The organism is Peribacillus sp. AS_2 (assembly GCF_026891895.1).
GTDB lineage: Bacteria > Bacillota > Bacilli > Bacillales > DSM-1321 > Peribacillus > Peribacillus frigoritolerans.
Genome location: NZ_JAPTGA010000002.1, coordinates 110645 through 129131 on the forward strand (window position 1 = coordinate 110645; position 18487 = coordinate 129131).

Annotated in this window: 10 protein-coding genes and 4 pseudogenes; 3 read left to right on the top strand and 11 right to left on the bottom strand. The window is 37.6% G+C overall.

Going from position 1 to position 18487, the window contains the following annotated elements:
• Position 1 precedes the first annotated feature (1 nt).
• The 10 genes and pseudogenes from OTG27_RS03345 to OTG27_RS03390 form a co-directional block, all read right to left on the bottom strand.
• Positions 2-1009, bottom strand: a pseudogene (locus OTG27_RS03345) (MFS transporter); the annotation flags it as partial.
• A 249-nt stretch (positions 1010-1258) separates the two neighbouring features.
• On the bottom strand, positions 1259-2950 hold the full coding sequence (locus OTG27_RS03350) for an L-lactate permease (RefSeq protein WP_268936209.1): 1692 nt from the start codon (positions 2948-2950) through the stop codon (positions 1259-1261).
• A gap of 482 nt (positions 2951-3432) precedes the next feature.
• Positions 3433-4032: pseudogene (locus OTG27_RS03355) on the bottom strand (IclR family transcriptional regulator); the annotation flags it as partial.
• Between the two features lie 10 nt (positions 4033-4042).
• Positions 4043-4822 (bottom strand): fumarylacetoacetate hydrolase family protein, encoded by a 780-nt coding sequence (locus OTG27_RS03360; protein ID WP_095395220.1) that lies wholly within the window; start codon positions 4820-4822, stop codon positions 4043-4045.
• A 24-nt stretch (positions 4823-4846) separates the two neighbouring features.
• Positions 4847-5071: pseudogene (locus OTG27_RS03365) on the bottom strand (NAD-dependent malic enzyme); the annotation flags it as partial.
• A 224-nt stretch (positions 5072-5295) separates the two neighbouring features.
• Complete coding sequence (locus tag OTG27_RS03370) at positions 5296-7476, bottom strand: malate synthase G (RefSeq protein ID WP_268936210.1); 2181 nt, start codon at positions 7474-7476, stop codon at positions 5296-5298.
• A gap of 292 nt (positions 7477-7768) precedes the next feature.
• Complete coding sequence (locus tag OTG27_RS03375) at positions 7769-9235, bottom strand: FAD-linked oxidase C-terminal domain-containing protein (protein ID WP_268936211.1); 1467 nt, start codon at positions 9233-9235, stop codon at positions 7769-7771.
• Positions 9236-10594: a (Fe-S)-binding protein gene (locus tag OTG27_RS03380; protein ID WP_268936212.1), complete on the bottom strand. Its 1359-nt coding sequence runs from the start codon at positions 10592-10594 to the stop codon at positions 9236-9238. It abuts the gene before it with no gap.
• A 2-nt stretch (positions 10595-10596) separates the two neighbouring features.
• Positions 10597-11925: an FAD-binding oxidoreductase gene (locus OTG27_RS03385; protein WP_268936213.1), complete on the bottom strand. Its 1329-nt coding sequence runs from the start codon at positions 11923-11925 to the stop codon at positions 10597-10599.
• A 73-nt stretch (positions 11926-11998) separates the two neighbouring features.
• On the bottom strand, positions 11999-12685 hold the full coding sequence (locus tag OTG27_RS03390; RefSeq protein WP_240520696.1) for a FadR/GntR family transcriptional regulator: 687 nt from the start codon (positions 12683-12685) through the stop codon (positions 11999-12001).
• 455 nt (positions 12686-13140) lie between these two features.
• Between OTG27_RS03390 and OTG27_RS03395 the strand changes: the two genes are divergently transcribed.
• Complete coding sequence (locus OTG27_RS03395; RefSeq protein WP_268936214.1) at positions 13141-13290, top strand: hypothetical protein; 150 nt, start codon at positions 13141-13143, stop codon at positions 13288-13290.
• A 274-nt stretch (positions 13291-13564) separates the two neighbouring features.
• Here OTG27_RS03395 and OTG27_RS03400 read toward each other — a convergent pair.
• Positions 13565-14374 (bottom strand): annotated as a pseudogene (locus OTG27_RS03400) (flotillin domain-containing protein); the annotation flags it as partial.
• Positions 14375-14576: 202 nt separating this feature from the next.
• Here OTG27_RS03400 and OTG27_RS03405 point away from each other — a divergent pair.
• Both OTG27_RS03405 and OTG27_RS03410 read left to right on the top strand, forming a co-directional pair.
• On the top strand, positions 14577-15878 hold the full coding sequence (locus OTG27_RS03405; RefSeq protein ID WP_268936215.1) for a site-specific integrase: 1302 nt from the start codon (positions 14577-14579) through the stop codon (positions 15876-15878).
• On the top strand, positions 15862-18486 hold the full coding sequence (locus OTG27_RS03410; RefSeq protein ID WP_268936216.1) for a hypothetical protein: 2625 nt from the start codon (positions 15862-15864) through the stop codon (positions 18484-18486). Before OTG27_RS03405 ends, OTG27_RS03410 begins: the two co-directional genes overlap by 17 nt.
• Position 18487: the final 1 nt, after the last annotated feature.

Sequence of the window (18487 nt, forward strand, 5' to 3'; positions counted from 1 at the left end):
ATCAATTCGTTGAAGGTTTCTCTACTTGATTTACTCTTGCACGGCGTATGAAGAACGCTGCGACCAACCCAACCAATGCTATAATCATCGTGAACATGAACACGTTATGTGACCCGAACGTCATCGCTTTTGCCAAATCGGTCGGTTGAGTAGGCGCAGCGGAGCCCTGCAAGTAATGTTCACTGCCGCTCGTAAGAATACTAATTGAGACTGCCGTACCAATTGCACCCGCCACCTGCTGGACAGTGCTCATAACAGCCGTACCGTGCGGATATAACTCAGACGGCAATTGGTTTAAGCCATTGGTTTGAGCTGGCATAAGCACCATGGCGGAGCCAATCATGAGCCCGATATGCAAAACTACGATAAGAGTTAATGTAGAAGCGGTGGATATGCTGGAGAAAAGCCATAACATGACCGCCATGATAACGATTCCTGGAATCACAAGCCACTTCGGACCATATTTGTCATACCAGCTTCCCATGCGCGGCGATAGGATTCCGTTCAACGCACTACCCGGCAACAACATGAGCCCAGCTACCAATGTAGAAAGTCCCAAACCATTTTGATTTTGCAAATACATTGGCAGAATAATCATGGTAGACATAAATATCATCATGCACATTACAACCAAAATGACCCCAACAGTGTAAATTGGATACATAAAGACACGTGGTTGTTTCATTAAATTCTGACGCAGTATGAATAGTACGATAGCAACTAACCCAAAGATAATTGATGTCTTCACAACTAGACTTGTCCAGCCTACAGAGCCTTCACCTGCATGACTGAAACCAAAAACGATTCCTCCTAATCCAAGCGTTGAAAGTATGACGGACCGAGGATCGATACGGATCTTTGTAACTTCGGTGACATTTTCCACATACTTCAGACCTACCAACAACCCGATAATCAAAAACGGCAGTGACAACCAGAAGATATAATGCCATGATAAATATTGGATGATTACACCTGCCACTGTCGGACCAAGTGCTGGAGCGAACATATAGACAAGTCCGACTGCATTTTATTAATCATATGGTGTTCAACAAGAGGTGGGACTTTATATCCTTCTTGGATTTAATTCTATAAGTGCGCCATCAACTTCATGCGTAGCTATCTTTCTTTTCCAATGAAAAAAACCATTTAAAAGTCGTTTGACAAACTTGCGACTTTTAAATGGTGTTTTTCTTATTTTTATCAACTCATATTGATCTCATATTGACTCTAAATAAAGATATTTGCTTTGCAATCTTACTTAAGGAATCATCCAGGATAACACCCCATTCTGCAAATATGTCATGATTCCAACAATAATCACCAGTATAATACTATGCTTTATAGTGAATCGAAACAAATCAGATTCTTTCCCTGCTAGGCCTACTGCGGCGCAAGCTACTGCAATTGATTGAGGCGAAATCATCTTTCCGGTAACTCCGCCTGAAGAGTTCGCTGCCACTGCGAGCACCGGATCCATGCCTATTGAAGTAGCTGTAACTTTTTGCATGTTACCGAATAGTAAGTTGGCTGAAGTATCAGAACCAGTAATGAACACTCCTAGCCAGCCTAGTATAGGAGAGAAGAAAGGGAATAAAAATCCTGTTTTCGCCAATACCATCCCCATAGATGTGCTCATTCCTGAAGAGTTTGTTACATAAGCGTATCCTACAACAGAAGCGATTGTGATAATGGGAAATTTAAGTTCGTTTAGTGTTTCACCGAATGTAACTATCCAACCCTTCCAAGAAATTTTTACAATATATTTCGTAATGATTGCTGCAATCAGAACCGCTGTACCAGCAGCACCTAGCAATTCCAGCTTGTAAAAGGCAGGTATCGCTTCTCCCGCAGCGTTTATAATCTTATTATTTAATAATGGAACGTTAGGTATAAACGAAAATGCATGCCCTATAGAATTAATCATTGATAGAACAACATTTGTTCCTTCATAGTGTCCTGTTAGTGCCTGCTTTATGGTTGGAATTCCCCAAAGGGAGATTACTCCCGTTAAAACCAGGAATGGTGACCACGCTTTAAAAATTTGTCCGCCGGTATAAGTTAGCTTGTGGCCGGTAGGTTCATTTACAGCAAGTGTTGCAGCCATTTCTTGTTCGACTGAAAAACGGAAGATGGTTTTCGGTTTCCAAAATTTAAGGAAAACTGCTAAAGCAAGTAATGAAACAAGAGCCGATAAAATATCCGGAAGTTCTGGTCCAAGGAAGTTAGAGCTTAAGAATTGTGTTACAGCAAAAGTAATACCAGTTACTAAAATTGCAGGCATGACTTCGAAGGCTTTTTTAAAGCCTGCCATAATCACGATTAAATAAAATGGTATGACTACAGATAAAAACGGTAATTGGCGACCAACCATTTTTGAAATCTCCATCGCAGAAATTCCGGTAGGTCCCTCAAGCGCAATAATTGGTGCTCCTATTGCACCAAATGCAACCGGTGCTGTATTGGCAATTAAACACAAGCCAGCTGCATATAAAGGATTGAATCCAAGACCAACAAGAAGTGCAGCAGAAATGGCAACAGGCGCACCGAAACCAGCGGCTCCTTCAAGAAATGCCCCAAATGAGAACGCTACCAATAGTGCCTGAAGACGACGGTCTTCCGTAAGTGAAACAACTGAATTACGAATAATATCAAATTGTCCTGTTTTTACGGTTAATTTATAAAGGAAAACTGAACTGATAATGATCCAACCAATAGGCAAAACCCCGTATACTGCCCCGTGTGTAGCAGACATAATCGCCATTTGTGTTGGCATTCCAAATGCAATAACCGCCAACATCAAAGCAATTAATAGCGTCGTGAGCCCCGCCAGATACCCTTTCATTCTCTTCACTGCCAATGCCCAGAAGAAATAAAGTATTGGAATTACTGCAACGATAGCGGATAAAGCGAGGCTATCTCCTACCACTGTAAAGTTTTGTGTATATGTCATATTGTACCCTCCAATTTATAGTCCCTAAAAGTAATCGCTTACATATTTTTATTAAAATATGCTACCATTTCTTCTGCTCTAATTTACAAGAAAGTGAAAAAAATTTGAATCCACTGAAAATATTCAATTTTTTCGTGTTGTAAAGTCCGGATGTATGTGATTTTATCTTGGTTGCGTAATGATAAAATCATAATAGTGCTTGTCCGGTAAAGGGACTATAAAGTACTTTAAACCTTTAGTTACTAAAGGTTTATTGCGACTAAGGTGAGATATACAAAAAGAAAAACGCTAGCAAATCTGCTGTCTTCAATATTTCCCTTAACACTTTCTATCGGCATGATAACACTCTATAAGACAATTCCCCCTTTCTGTTTCGTATTAAGAAACAATGTTTCTGTAAGTTTGCGAAAAAACACTATTGTTTAGTAACTATATAAGTAGTTGTTATATAACAAACACTAATCCTATTTTAATTATACAAATTATTGGTAAAATTTTAAAACCAATTTCAAAATTTGCCCGATTATTTTGAAAAAAAGATATATCGGGCAAATTTTCTTTAAAAAAAATTCTAAAAATATATTGGAAAGTAATTCCACTTTAAAATCAAGCCTTGTTGGACCAGATATGATGACAGCAGCAATGACTTTCCCCGAATGAACAAAAATAGGAACGGCAATACAAGTAATTCCGTATTCATTTTCTTCTAGATCCAATGCATAGCCTTTAATTCTAACCTGAATGAGTTCTTGAAGGAAATCATCTTTATTCGTAATCGTTTTGTCAGTATACATTGGCATTCCCTTTTGCTCAAGAATGTTAAGCACGACATTAGATGGCAAATAAGCAAGAATTGCTTTGCCGACTGAAGTACAAAGCATGGGTTCTCGTTTTCCAACTTTAGCGTGCATTCGCAGAGTTTCGTTTCCTTCTAACTTTTCAATATACACCACTTCACCTTGGTCATAAACAACTAGATGGATAACCTTATTTGTGGTATTCTCCAGTTCTTGCAAGTATTGCCTTGCTTCCGATCTCAAATCAATTGATTCCAGCAATTTGGAACTAACCTCTAAAAATTTTTAACCGTACCTAATACGCTCTTGCACCTTCTTTAGCCGTAACAAATGTATTTCGAAGATTTCCAATTTCCTTTATTTCACATTCTATAACGTCGCCTGCGCCGACCAACTCTGCTCCAACAGGACTACCTGTTAAAATTACATCTCCCGGTTTAAGTGTCATAACTTTTGTCAGATAGGAAACCATTCTGCGAATTGGAATAATCATCAGTTCAGTTGCACTGTTTTGTTTTTCAACATCGTTCAGTTTTGCTTTGACCTTTACATTAAAAGGATCAAGTACGGTTTCAATAACAGGACCTAATGGAGTGAACGTGTCAAATGATTTACCAATTGTCCAGTGGCCATCCTGGTGGAAAAACTGGGGTGCTGTTACGTCATTTCCAACTGTGTATCCAAAAACATAATCCAGTACGTCGGATTCAGGCACATTTTTTGCCTCTTTCCCAATGACAATCGCTAATTCGGATTCAAACTTTACTTCCTTGATACCCTCTGGAATGATAATTTCATCTTCAGGTCCAATCACTGATGAAGTTGGCTTAAAGAAGAATACTGGAATTTCCGGGAGCTGTTCCGGAAGATCCTCCACATTTGAAACGAAGTTTGCACCGATTCCAATGATTTGATTTGGTTCTAGGGGTGCAATAGACTTAACTTCACCCTGAGAAAATGTTTGGCCTGTATACTCCCAAGCACCAAAAATATCGCCCTTAATTACTCTTATTATACCTTTTTCTTTAACACCTGTATGAATGGAAGAATTAGCTATAAACCTAGTAAACTTCATTGTTTTATTGCTCCTCTCAGACTTCTATTTCGATTTTTTTCTCGCAACACCAGACTGTATTGCTGCCTCTGCTACAGCATTGGCGACAGATTCTACTACTCGGTTGTCGAAAGCATTTGGTATTACATAATCATGTGTCAGTTCTTGCGGCTGAATTAAGTTTGCAATTGCATAAACCGCTGCCACTTTCATTTACTCATTATTTTCAGAAGCGAACACCTGAAGTGCCCCTTTAAAAATCCCTGGAAATTTCTACAGCTACTTTACATTTACATTTATTTTCCCTTTAGTACTCATATGAAGGTCTAGTGCTTTTTCCCGAAGGTCTTTCATAGCTTCAACTCCCCCAATCTGTTATCACTATTTAATAATGAAAGTTAGTTGTTGAAACTGCAGTACTTCAATTAAGTTAGCAATATACTCTTTACATTGTAAATCGTGACGTTGTAAAAAATAGAATGTCCCCTAGTTGTTTATTGTTTTATAGCAAACTTTGCTTTTGCTTCAATGCGGCGACGATGCAATATTGGCTCAGTGTAGCCACTTGGCTGATTATAACCTTCAAAAATCAGGTCACATGCAGCTTGAAATGCCACCGAATCGTCAAAATTCGCAGAAATTGAGCGATATGCAGCGTCTCCAGCATTTTGTTCGTCTACTACTTTAGCCATACGCTGAAGCGTCTCTAGCACTTGTTCCTTTGTTATGATACCGTGGTGTAGCCAGTTCGCCATGTGTTGGCTGGATATACGTAAGGTCGCACGATCTTCCATTAGTCCCACGTCGTTGATATCAGGTACTTTCGAGCAACCAACTCCCTGGTCCACCCAGCGAACAACATAACCTAGCATAGTTTGAGCATTGTTATCAATCTCTTCCTGTATTTCCTCCGGGCTCCAATTAGAATGTTTCGCAACTGGGAATTGTAAAATTTCATCCCTCAAGTCTCTAGATTCACTGATCTTTTCATTTTGGACCTTCGTTACATCAACTTGATGGTAGTGCAGTGCATGCAATGTAGCTGCAGTAGGTGATGGAACCCACGCCGTAGTTGCACCTGTTTTTACATGTCCAATCTTTTGTTTTAACATTTCATTCATCAAGTCCGGCATAGCCCACATACCCTTTCCAATCTGGGCACGCCCCTGGAAGCCGCTTACAAGGCCTGTATTAACATTCGATTTTTCATAGGCTTGCAACCAAGTGGATGATTTCATTTCACTTTTTCGAATCATTGCTCCCGCTTCCATAGAGGTATGGATTTCATCACCAGTACGGTCTAAAAATCCGGTATTTATGAATACTACCCGTTCCTTAACTTCGCTTATGCAAGCTTTTAAGTTTAAAGATGTGCGGCGCTCCTCATCCATAACACCAATTTTTAGAGTATTCCGTTTTAGACCGAGCAATTCCTCTACTTGATCAAATAGATGGTTGGCAAAAGCGACCTCTTTTGATCCATGCATTTTAGGTTTAACGATGTAAATGGATCCTTCGGATGTGTTTTGGTATGGGCCGTTTCCTAAAAGAGTATGTTTTCCAAGAAGACTAGTGATGATTGCATCTAAAATCCCCTCTTGGATTTCCTCCCCATTTTGATCTAAGATTGCATTATTCGTCATTAAATGACCTACATTACGAACAAACAAAAGTGAACGACCTGACAAAGACAATTCTTCTCCCGTCGGGGTAAAATAAATGCGATTAGGATTAAGAGTTCTTGTCGTTGATTTATTGCCTTTTATGAAGGTAGCAGATAAATCTCCTTTCATTAATCCTAACCAGTTACGGTAAACTAGAACTTTATCCTCGGCATCTACCGCAGTTACTGAATCTTCACAGTCCATAATCGTCGTTACTGCTGCTTCTAATAGAATATCTTTAACGCCAGCCTCGTCAGTTTTTCCGATTGGATGACTGAAATTGAATTGAATTTCAAAGTGCAGGCCATTATTTTTCAAAAGTACAGCACTTGGATTTTGTGGTTGTCCTTGATAGCCAGTTAATTTCGATTCGTCCTCAAGTCTTGTCGTTTCTCCATTCCGGAGTGCAACATTCAGCTTTCCAGACTCAATTGTGTATTTTACAGCATCTTTATGAGAAGCTTCCCTTAATGGAGCTGCTTGGTCAAGAAACTCTCTTCCAAACTCAATAACCTTCGCACCACGAACTGGGTTGTAGCCACCTTCTCGATGTGCACCATCTTCTTCACTGATTGCATCTGTACCATAAAGTGCGTCATAAAGGCTTCCCCAGCGGGCGTTGGCGGCATTAATTGCATAACGAGCATTATTAACTGGAACAACCAGTTGCGGTCCAGCTTGGATAGCTACTTCGGCATCCACACCTTCAGTGGTGATCTTGAAGTCTTCAGCCTCTGGTTCAAGATATCCAATTTCTTTTAAAAATGATTTATACTCTTCAAAATCAAAATCATTATTATTTTTTCGATACCAAGCATTTATTTGATTTTGAATCTCTTCACGATGTGCCAATAATTCCTTATTTTTAGGAGTTAATTCATTTATCAAATTTTCTAAACCAGACCAAAACTGATCACGATCCACTTCACTACCTGGTAGAGCTTCTGAATTAATAAATTCAAATAATTCCGTTGCAACTTGAAGATTCCCTGATTTAATATATTTTGTCACTATGAGTTCCTCCTTGTAAATCAAGATTTTATTTTAGATAATTCTTCTCTGGAAAAAAGTAATTTGTTCACTCTAGGATGTAATTATCCTAATTGCTCTGTTTGTTTGTTATTACAAAACAATGTTTCTTTATATGTCTATAAAAACGATGGCACGATACCTGATATGGATTCGGATATTTCATAATATTATAATAATTTATATTTATCTCTAAACTTTAGCAAAAGGACTTTGCCACGAAATGAATTGGCTTCATCCGTTTTATGGACTGCTCCTTACTAGACAAACATATTTAAGATATAGCAGCTGCTTCTTTTTCTTTTAAATCTCTTTTTATCTCAACACAGCGTCCCGGCATCGGGAATAATTTCCCTGCATTTAAAAGGTTATGAGGATTGAATACTTCTCGAATATCTGTTTGTGCAATAATCTCTTCGTCAGAAAAGACGAAACGCATTTCCTCTATTTTTTCAATCCCCACTCCGTGTTCACCTGTAATCGTCCCCCCAACATCAGCACATGCTTTTAAGCAGGCACTACCAGCTGCCAGGGCCTTTTCGCTTTCCCCAGGGATTCTGGCATCGAAAAGAACAAGTGGATGTAAATTCCCATCACCCGCGTGGAAAATATTAGCGATTCGCAAACCATATTCTTCGCTGATTCGATTGATTTTGTTTAATACCTCGGGCAATTTGCTTCGTGGAATAACACCGTCCTGTACTAAATAGTCCGGTGAAATGGCTCCCATGGCACCAAATCCTGTTTTACGATTGGCCCACCATCTACCTCTTTCGAGTTCATCCTGTGCTACCTTCACTTCAAGTACATTTCTGTACTTACACACTTCCAAAATGTGATTAATTTGCTCTTCAATACCTACTGAGATTCCATCCACTTCAATGAGTAGGACAGCCTCAATATCACTTGGATGACCTACTGGAAAAGCAGCCGCCTCCACTCCTTCAATCGCTGTTTTATCCATCATTTCAAGGGCTGCCGGTACGATTCCTGCTGAAATTATATCAGATACGGCCTGACTTCCGTCCTCCACTTTATCAAAATAAGCAAGAACAGTTTGTTTCGCTTCCGGATTTTTCAATATACGAACAGTGATTTTCGTTACAATGCCTAATGTTCCTTCAGACCCTGTCAACAGACCGAGCAAATCATATCCAGGAGAATCAGGAATTCCATTTACACCCATTTCTATAATTTCCCCGTTAGGAAGTACTACTTCCAGCCCTAGAATGTGATTCGTGGTTACTCCATACTTAAGACAGTGAGCCCCTCCAGCATTCTCTGCGACATTTCCGCCAATTGTACAACAATATTGGCTAGAAGGATCCGGAGCATAGTAATATCCTTTATCAGAGATAGAGTTCGTGAGTTTAAGATTAATAAAACCAGGCTGTACAACAGCACGTCTATTTTCGAGATCAACGCTTAATAGCTTCTTCATCCTGACCAGACTGATAATGACTTCATCATTTAAAGGTATAGCACCGCCGCTTAATCCAGTTCCAGCGCCACGGGCTAGGAACGGCAGTTTATTTTCGGAACAATATTTAACTAGTTTGGCTACTTCCTGAGTATCTTTTGGAAACACAACCGCTTTAGGTAAGTGTCTATGAAGCGTAAATCCATCGCTATCATAGGCAAGCAGATCCTCTTTGTGAAATAGAATTGAATTGGCGTCGCCAACAATAGCTTCTAAATTCTTTATATGTCGATCATTCGATTTTATTTTTTTCGGTGCCATTTACTGTCCCCCCTTTAGATCATCCTCTTTTTGATAAGCCCAATCCAGAAGCTGAATTGTATGGACGACTTTTTGATTTCTACCAAATTTCTGTACCCCCATTGCCATCTGAAGCATACATCCTGGGTTACCCATTGAAATCATCTCAACATCGCATGGCACATTTTGCATTTTGCTTTCTAGCACGGCACCGGCCATTTCCGGATTAGTGATGTTATATATACCTGCACTTCCACAGCAGCGATCTGCGTTTGGCATATGTACCATTTCAACTCCTGGAATACTGACAAGGAGGTCTCTCGGTTCCTGGCGAATTCCTTGACCATGTGCTAAATGGCATGCGTCATGATATGTGATACGAGTGTTCAATTCAGCTTTTGGTATTTCATAGCCTGTTTCATGAATATATTTAGAGATGTCCTCGACCTTCGCGGAAAATTCTTCAGCTTTATCATGCCATTCAGGCTCTTCACGAAACAATTCTGCATATTCCTGAAGCATACAGCCGCATCCTGCTGCGTTAACGATGACTTTATCAGCATCCTTAAACGCTTCGATATTCTGTTTCGCCAGCTTTCTTCCAGTTTCACGGTCACCGGCATGAACATGTAAGGCTCCACAGCAAGTTTGGTTTTGCGGAATTGTCACATCATTTCCGTTTCGTGTTAAAACATTAATCGTGGACTGATTAATATCACTGAACATAACGTCCATCACGCAACCTGTCATAAACGCCACTTCTGCTTTAGTTTTTCCTAATGCTTTGATCACTTTTTCATTATTGTATTTTTTGCGTACAGGCTCTTTAATTTCAGGCATAATTGCTTCCATCTCAATTAAATGCTGTGGCATAATATTCATTAACCCTATTTTGCGAACCACTTTCTGCAATCCGCTCTTCTGATAGAACTTTAATAAACTCCCCACTGTATTCAGTCTGTTTTGATGTGGGAACATTCCTTCAAGTACTAATCTACTTACTTTTCCTTTCACTCCTGTCAATGGAATCGCCTGTCGAATTTGTCCGCGAGCCTCTTCAATTAATCCTCCGACATCTACATTCGCCGGACAAGCAGTGGTACATGCACGACAGTCAAGACAAGCAAAAACAGGATCCATGAATTGCTCGTTCACCTCAAGCTTTCCTTCTGCTACTGATTTGATAAGATGAACACGCCCACGGGGAGAATGCTGTTCCTGGCCTGTTAGCTCATATGTTGGGCAGGATTCCAAACACATACCACAATGTACGCAATCTGCCCATTTGTTTTCATCAGGCTTATCACTCCATAGATAGTTGCTTAAGCTATTAGATGTACATGATGGATCTTGCTTTATATCAACTTCTCTCAGACTCACTATTATATCCCTCCCACGAATCTTTTATTATTAAGTACTCTATTAGGATCGATCTTTGTTTTAATTCCTTCTAACAAGAAGAAATGTGATGGTTTTTCACCCCATACATCTATTTGCTGACGCAGCGTTAAAGGCAGATGCTTCGCAATCACATAACCACCCAATGCTTCGACGGATTTTCTGAGCTTTAATATTACCTGTGTTAATTCTTCATCTTCAGTTCCCTTTAGGTTAACCTGGCATATTCCATGACCTAGTCCACCATGTGCTTCTACTGTAAGAGTACTAGAGTGATGTAAAATGTGGCTTTCTTTAATGACCTTCAAAACATCTAGGTTAACAACGCCTATTTTCAATGCCGCTTCTATCTGATTTCCACTAGCAAGTGTTGCCCCATTTGGAGAAATCGAATAAAATTTTTCCCAAAAAGCCTGTGCCTGATTTTGTGAAAGCACTGTCATTTTTGCGTTAGAAGGTTGGATGTTTTTTACAAAATCCTCCTGGTAATGAACAGAGCTCTCCACATCTTCAAATGAAATTGCTAAGGTATAAACGTTTTGACCCGTTAACCTTTCCGATAAAGCAGGATTTATCAGTTCCAAAGCGATTGGTTCCATCACTGAATCCAACAACTTAACTGCTAGTGACCGAACTTCTTCGAGATTTCCATTGGGAAACACTAACAGTCCAAGGCTTTCGTACTTTGGTATTGGTCTAAGCTTCAAAGTCACTTCAGATAAAATACCAAGTGTACCCATCGATCCTATAAAAAGTTTGTTCATATCGTACCCAGCAACATTCTTTACTACATTTCCCCCAGCTCTTATGATACTGCCATCCGGGTAAACCAAGCGAAGTCCTATTACCACATCTCTGGAAGAACCATAACCCAATCTTTTGGGACCGCTTTCATTTGAAGCAATGATTCCGCCAATTGTCGCATCTTCAGGCCATACAGGGTCCAGCGAAACCTTCTGATTATGTTGTGCCAAATATTCTTGCAATTCTTTAAATGAAGTACCCGCTTTAACCGTTAATGTCATATCTCCTACAGTATGTTTGACAATTCCTTTATATTTCGATAATGAGAGTAAGATATCAGCTGTTTCAATCAATCCTCCAAAACCTCTCTTGGTTCCGCCTCCTACCACCGTTATTTTTTTCCGTTTATCGTTTGCATACTTTAAAATACTTGCTATTTCTCCCTCTGTTTTCGGGTAAACAGATACCTGACCACCATTCCCAAGTGGATGTCTTTGGTTTTTCCCATCAACTATTTGCACATCAGGTAAAAATGACTTTAAATCTGATAGAAGATCCGCTACGATCAAAACCCACGCCTCCTTTTTGTTTCGTAATAACCAACATCGTTTCTATATTGTTGCAAAAAAAACATTTTAAACTTCATACCTTTTGTAAAATATTGTTTTGCAAAATTTCTTCAACATATTGTAAGTGGTTAATCATCGACTGATTAGCTTTTATAGGGTTCCCCATCTTTATTGATTCATAGATTTTATCATGTTGTTCATCCATCGTTTTTACGATGTTCTCATTCTCTTGAATATACCTGTGAAAATCAATCATTGCCTTCTTCATGGTGGTTGAAATGGTTTGCACTAATTGGATCAGGCTTTTGTTTCCTGTCGCATTAGCAATCGCCATATGAAAGTGGTAGTCCCCTTCCCAGCCATTGATACAGAGGTTTGAAAGGATTTCTTCCATACGTACCAAATCTTGTACCGACCGATTGGAAGCAGCCATTTCCGCAATACCTGTCTCCAATATTTTCCTGACTTGAAATAAGTCTTTTATGTCTTCACAGCTGGGGATTAACATATGGTTGGTAAACAATTTTGCGGAATCAAATTCGCAAATGTATGTACCTTCCCCTTGTTTCACGTAAACAGTACCTTTTCCTTTTAGTGTTGTGATTGCATCTCGGACAGCGGAACGTCCAACACCGAATAAATCACATAATTCCCTAACGGAAGGTAGCTTTTCACCTGACTGGAATTTGCCAGATTCAATCATCTTCTCTATTTCTTCTTCGACTGTTTCCGATACTTTCTTGGTGAATATTTTCCCCATATTTACACACCCATCCTCTATCCTTTCAGACATCACATATCCGATAAGTTATATTCTTACATTTATTAAAACACCTTCCAATATATATTTCAACAAATAATTCAGAATTTAACAAATAATTAAAAAATATTTATTATAGATTATTGGATACATACACGATAGCCAGGCCGAGCTTTGCAGTTTCTTAATGCACTAAACGTTGTTTCACCAGCACACATAAGTGGTGCTGCTTCTAATACAGATAATTCATTCGCCTTTAGACGGAATCTGTATAGCTTTCATAATTTTCATCACATATTAGCTCCTCAGTTTAGTAATGGAATTTTTGAAAATAAGATAAAAAATAAAATAGTTAATTGTTTAATAGAATGTTAAGTTACCTTTATTAAGGTCTGTTTTTTTAGATTAGTGATTTCAAAAACTGCCTGATCAGCTGCCAGGAGTGCACCTTCAAGATGTCCCCATATTGTGAATATTATATTGCTGATAGTGTCATTTACGATGATGAATCTTATTTTGTCGATAAAATGTATGATTTTGCATTCAACAAAGCATCCTACCTAGCAAAAACAAAAAAAGAGATTTCTCTGCATATGTTGATTTAAATACGTTGACTAAGTAGGTTTAAAGAAAAGACTTGTCTTTAAATACGTTACTAAGTTTAAGTATTAAGTACATCCAAATATCGGTTTCAAACATTAAGTAATAGCGAAAACTAAAAACGAATTTAGGCTTTATTTAAAAGCAAAAAATAAACAACCAATCATCCTTGGTTGTTTATTCTCTATAAGTAAGTCCAATAACCTATCTGTATTGGTAATACATCAGGTTAAATTTCATTCGATGAACAGTATGATTTACCTTTTATTTTTTTCTCTGTTACTCTTCCTTGCCTGCTGCCATATTCATGCTCGCTTCGACATTCTCCTGGCTGATGGTGGTGAATGGTAAATTTCGTTTTCCTGAGAAATTCTCAAGCAAGTCTTTGACATCAATTCCCGAAGATGCTTTTAATGACTCCTGCAAGGATGCCATTAAATCCGTTGCATACCCAGTCACTTTATTAGCCCCGCCATTCGCACCGCTTCCGCCTGTGTCCACTACAGTGATCTTGTCGATATTACTAAGCGGGCTTGCCACTTGTTTTGCATATTCCGGCAGCATTTTCAAAATCATGTCCATTACGGCGGCTTGCCCGAACTGTTCAAAAGCTTCAGCTATTTTCTGCTTGGCTTCTGCTTCTGCTACCCCTTTTAACCTGATGATTTCCGCTTCTGTCGTACCTTGTGCCCTTTGGGCGTCCGCTTTAGCAAGACCGTCCATGCGAACGCGTTCCGCTTCCGCTTTTGCCATGGCTTCAATTTTATATTTATCGGCATCCGCTTCTGTAATCTGTTTCATCTTATTGGCGGAGGCTGCCTGCTCTACCGCATAACGGTCGGCATCGGCCTTTTTCTTCACTTCTGAATCATATTGCTTTTCACGGCGAAGGATTTCTTTTTCCTCCAGCTCAATTTGCTTCTGCCGTTCGATGATCCTGATTTGCATTTCCTGTTCGGTTACATCCTGTTTAGACCTGGCCGTTTCAAGATCGTACGCTTGGTCAGCCCGTGCTTTGGCAATATCCTGCTCACGACGGAATTCCGCAACCTTTAGCTTGTTGATTTTTTCGGCTTCGGCTATTTCGGTTTTGTACATCTATATATGGTATAAATAGAACTGTTTATATAAATACATAGTATAAACCTCTTTATATAAACTTATAAAGAGGTTTATTTTTTTCCCATAATAATATATTATGGGATTAATAGATTAAAATATAAAAATCAATTTATAAAATAATAACTATAAACCTTTCATTAGTTTATAGAATTAGGAGGAGGTTTATATTATGGGTTTGGGTAGATATAAATTTGTGGTTAGAGAAACGCTCATAGAGGACCTATTAGGTAACAACAGGTTAGAAAACAAAAGAGTAATCAACATAGGGGTACAGGATATAGTAACAGGTATTATAGTTCCTCACCCTATTACTCATTTCATTAGATCTACATATGAATACAAAGGTGTAAGTTTAAGTGCTCAAATAAATCCGGCTAGAGAAATAGTAAAGTTCTTTAACTTCATTTACGAACAAATAGGCCTTCAAGAATCTGAATTTCTAAATTTACCTAAGAAAGGTATTAGAGGATTACAGCTTATTCACGGTGCCCGTTTTATTACTCACCAAACTCATAAAAAACTATCTCGTAATTATGTTCTACAAATCGAAAGATATCTCACACATTTCTTTGAATATTTAACAAAGATGGAGTTAATTGATGAAGAAATAGAGTTTGATTCATTTGTAAATAGAAAACAGGAAGAAATAATGATAAGTCCCTTTCGTCATCCTAGGTTAGACACAAATTACCCTTCCACTTCCGAACCAATAAAGGACAAACTAAAGGATTTTGGAACCGAAAACAAAGAAAGGCTGATTTGGGAATTTTTAGAGGAAGCACGGAGGGTTTCTCCAGAGATTGCATTTGGAATAGCCCTTCAAATTTTTGGTGGATTAAGAAGAGGTGAAGTCGTTAATCTCACTTCGGCAAGTCTTCCAACAGATTTTTTAAGTAATTCAAATTTTGTATTAGTACAAGATAATCAGCACCTTTTATTCAATCATATTAAGGATACTAAAAAGGAACAAGTTAAAAGGAATAGAATTCAAGCCATACTTCCAAGTAGTTACTTAAAAGAGATATACAATTCGCATATGAAAATGAACGAAAAGGTAAAAAAATCAAATCCCTTTGCTTTCTTTGTTGACGATAAAGGAAGAACCATTACTGGAGGAACATTCGAAAAGAAATTTGCGAAAGTTAAATATGCTTATATAGATAGATTAGCAGCAACCCCTGGACGTTACTTGGATTTTAAAAGGCTATCTGAACCTGTTTGGGGTACGCATATTGGAAGAGGAATTTTCACTAATTTTTTAGCTGAAAAGGGTCTTGATGAAAAACGTTTAGCCATAGCCAGAGGAGATAAAAGTACAAAATCGGCAAAAGACTATATCGATAATAGAAACGCAATAGCCAATTTCCAAACGGCAATGGAAGCGTTTAGTACACAGGAGATACTAGATGTTAGCAATCATCTAGAAAGCAAATGGAACGAGGAGGTTTTTACTGGTGGGGCGAAATATTAAAATAAAAGATGCCCATAAGTACCTGGGCAAAACATTTACACCCAATTCAATAAAAGTATTTGGCTTCAAAATCAAAAGATTAATTAATGCCGGAGTTTTAAATGGAAATGATGAAGAGGTTGATCTCGATTCTTTGAAAGAATATGAAGTATTTGAATCTAACGTTCTAGAGAATTATATGCCTATTAAGGAGTTTGGAAAATTACTCAATCTTACAAAATGGACACCCCTAAAAGAATTCATTAGGAAATTGGAAAACCCCTTTTCTTTTGACTACATTGACTTAGCATATACAATCAATCGTCAGTCCTTTTATGTAAGTAAAACCTCAGTGGATAAATTTTTTAGAAACTATATCGATGTAAAGGTGGTAATAAGCAAGTATAGCTGGACGAATAAAGATTGGTATTATCGTTGTAATAAGTACGGAATTACCCCTCTTGTATTAGGGCTAAAAAGTAGATACGTAACAAAAAGTGATTTGAAAACAATTGAGGAATATGAAAACTATGATAGATCTGATTACTATACAACCAAGGAATGCAAAAAGATTTTATCAGTTGAATGTAAAGTTGCTTGGACTCAATTTAAAAAAGATTACAATCTTGAAAGCCAGGTAGTAGAAGGTGGCTTCCAAGCCTTTAAAAAAGATGTGATAGATAATTTAAAAACTCAACAAACCGAATTAATAGAAAAATATATAACTTATGAAGAAGCTGTAAAAATCGCTTCCGCTCACGGATTTTCATTTCACCCCAAAAACGTTAAAAGTGAAATGGTAACTAGTTTGTTCCGTCCCTTTTTTAAAAGCAATAGACGTATCTTTTTAAAAGAAGATTTCTCTTTCTGGTTGGGAGAACGAGAAAAGTCTATTCAATATGGAACTGTTGAGCTTGACTCACCTTTTGATACTTTTAAATATCGATTAGGCCTTAAAAGTATCGATACAAGTAAGTTGGGAGCATTTACATCAGAAACGTGGTTGCAATTTGTTAGCAATACACTTAATTCATCAAAAGGAAACCCGATTACTATAAACAATGAGATTAATAAATTCGTTAATTGCACAATTCATTTAGTAGGTATGGTGTGCTCAGTGGAAAATAGAGAAATTTATTCGTTAACTTCAAATGATTTCAATACCTTATTTAATAAAATCCCAGTACGCCAATCCCGGAGAATATATCTTTATTTAAAAGCTATAAATCATAAATTGTTAGAAAAAAACTTGAAGTCCTTTAATATGAAGAGAATATTAAATCCTTACCAGTTTAAAGTTGAGCCTCAAGACAAATCTATCTACAGGTTTGAAGAATATAAAAAAGTATACAACTATACCAAAGATATCTCTTTGCATAAAGAAATGGCGATAAAAGATACTTTAGAAGAGATTTCAACAGGAAAATCTCAATATTATGCTTCCAGTTGGTTATATGTTTTGCTTCATATGAACAATGCCTGGAGACATTCAGATGTTATCACATTTCCTAGAGTAAATTTAAGTGGTACAAGAATTTCTGATTTAAATTGGCTCTTAGATAATGAACTGAGTGAGGATGAAGCTAACTATATTGTTACACAAGTACACAGAAAGGAACTAATAATATCTAAAACACAGGTTAATAATTATTTTTTCTGTTCAGAGGAGTTAAAAAAGCCAATCGCTACCTCTATTGCAATTTGTGAACTAAGAACCAACATACTCTCTCCTCAACGTGAATCTCTTATTGATTTTGGAAACAAGAATAAAGTGTTTACGTTGAAACAAAAGGAGAGTTTTTTTGGCCCCTATGATAAAGAGTTTGAATTTTCCTCAAGAAAAATGAATAGATCCTTGTTAACTTATATTTACGTATTATTGAGTAAATTAAAAAAAGGTGAGGTAGCATTAAAAACTGCACAGAAACTAAGAGGTCATATTGATCAAGAAACAACCAATTTATACGTAGAAATTCCGGAAGAAGAACTTAACTTCCTTAGTAAACAATTATTTGCCAGAGGATCATTTGGTTTTATACACGATACATTTCTAGATCTTTTACAAGGAAACGAGGTTGACAGAGAAAAAAGAACAATTGAAATACACAACCTAGAAAATCACTTTGGCGGAATTCATAAAATAGAAGAAATTTCTAGATTCTTGAATGTGATTCAAAATGAGAGAAAGACCATCTTAGATCAAATTCTTTCTATGAGTTTGGAAGAAGCCTTGTCTTTCGTAAATAAGATAGATACAAATCAATTACCTAGCAAGGAAGATAATGTACAATGTATGGTTTCTGAAAAAGGGTGCGTAAAAAAAGGACAAGGTATTTCTTGTTTTGACTGTGCTTATTCTATTCCAAGTTATTATGCCCTATCGGCCTTTGGGGCAAGTCTTCAGAGAAGATTGAATAGTTTTCTAGAATCCAACTTAAAAGAACTAGAACTCCCCTACTATGAAAATAGAAAAAGGGCAAGATTACTTTATTTACACTTAGAGTTATTTGCACAAGCAATTGAAAAATTTGGATTAGATGTATATGAATTTATATCAGACACTCGAGATGAGTTTATATGGAAAAACAGCAAGATAGGTTCGTTAAATGACCAATATCAGTTAACTTAGG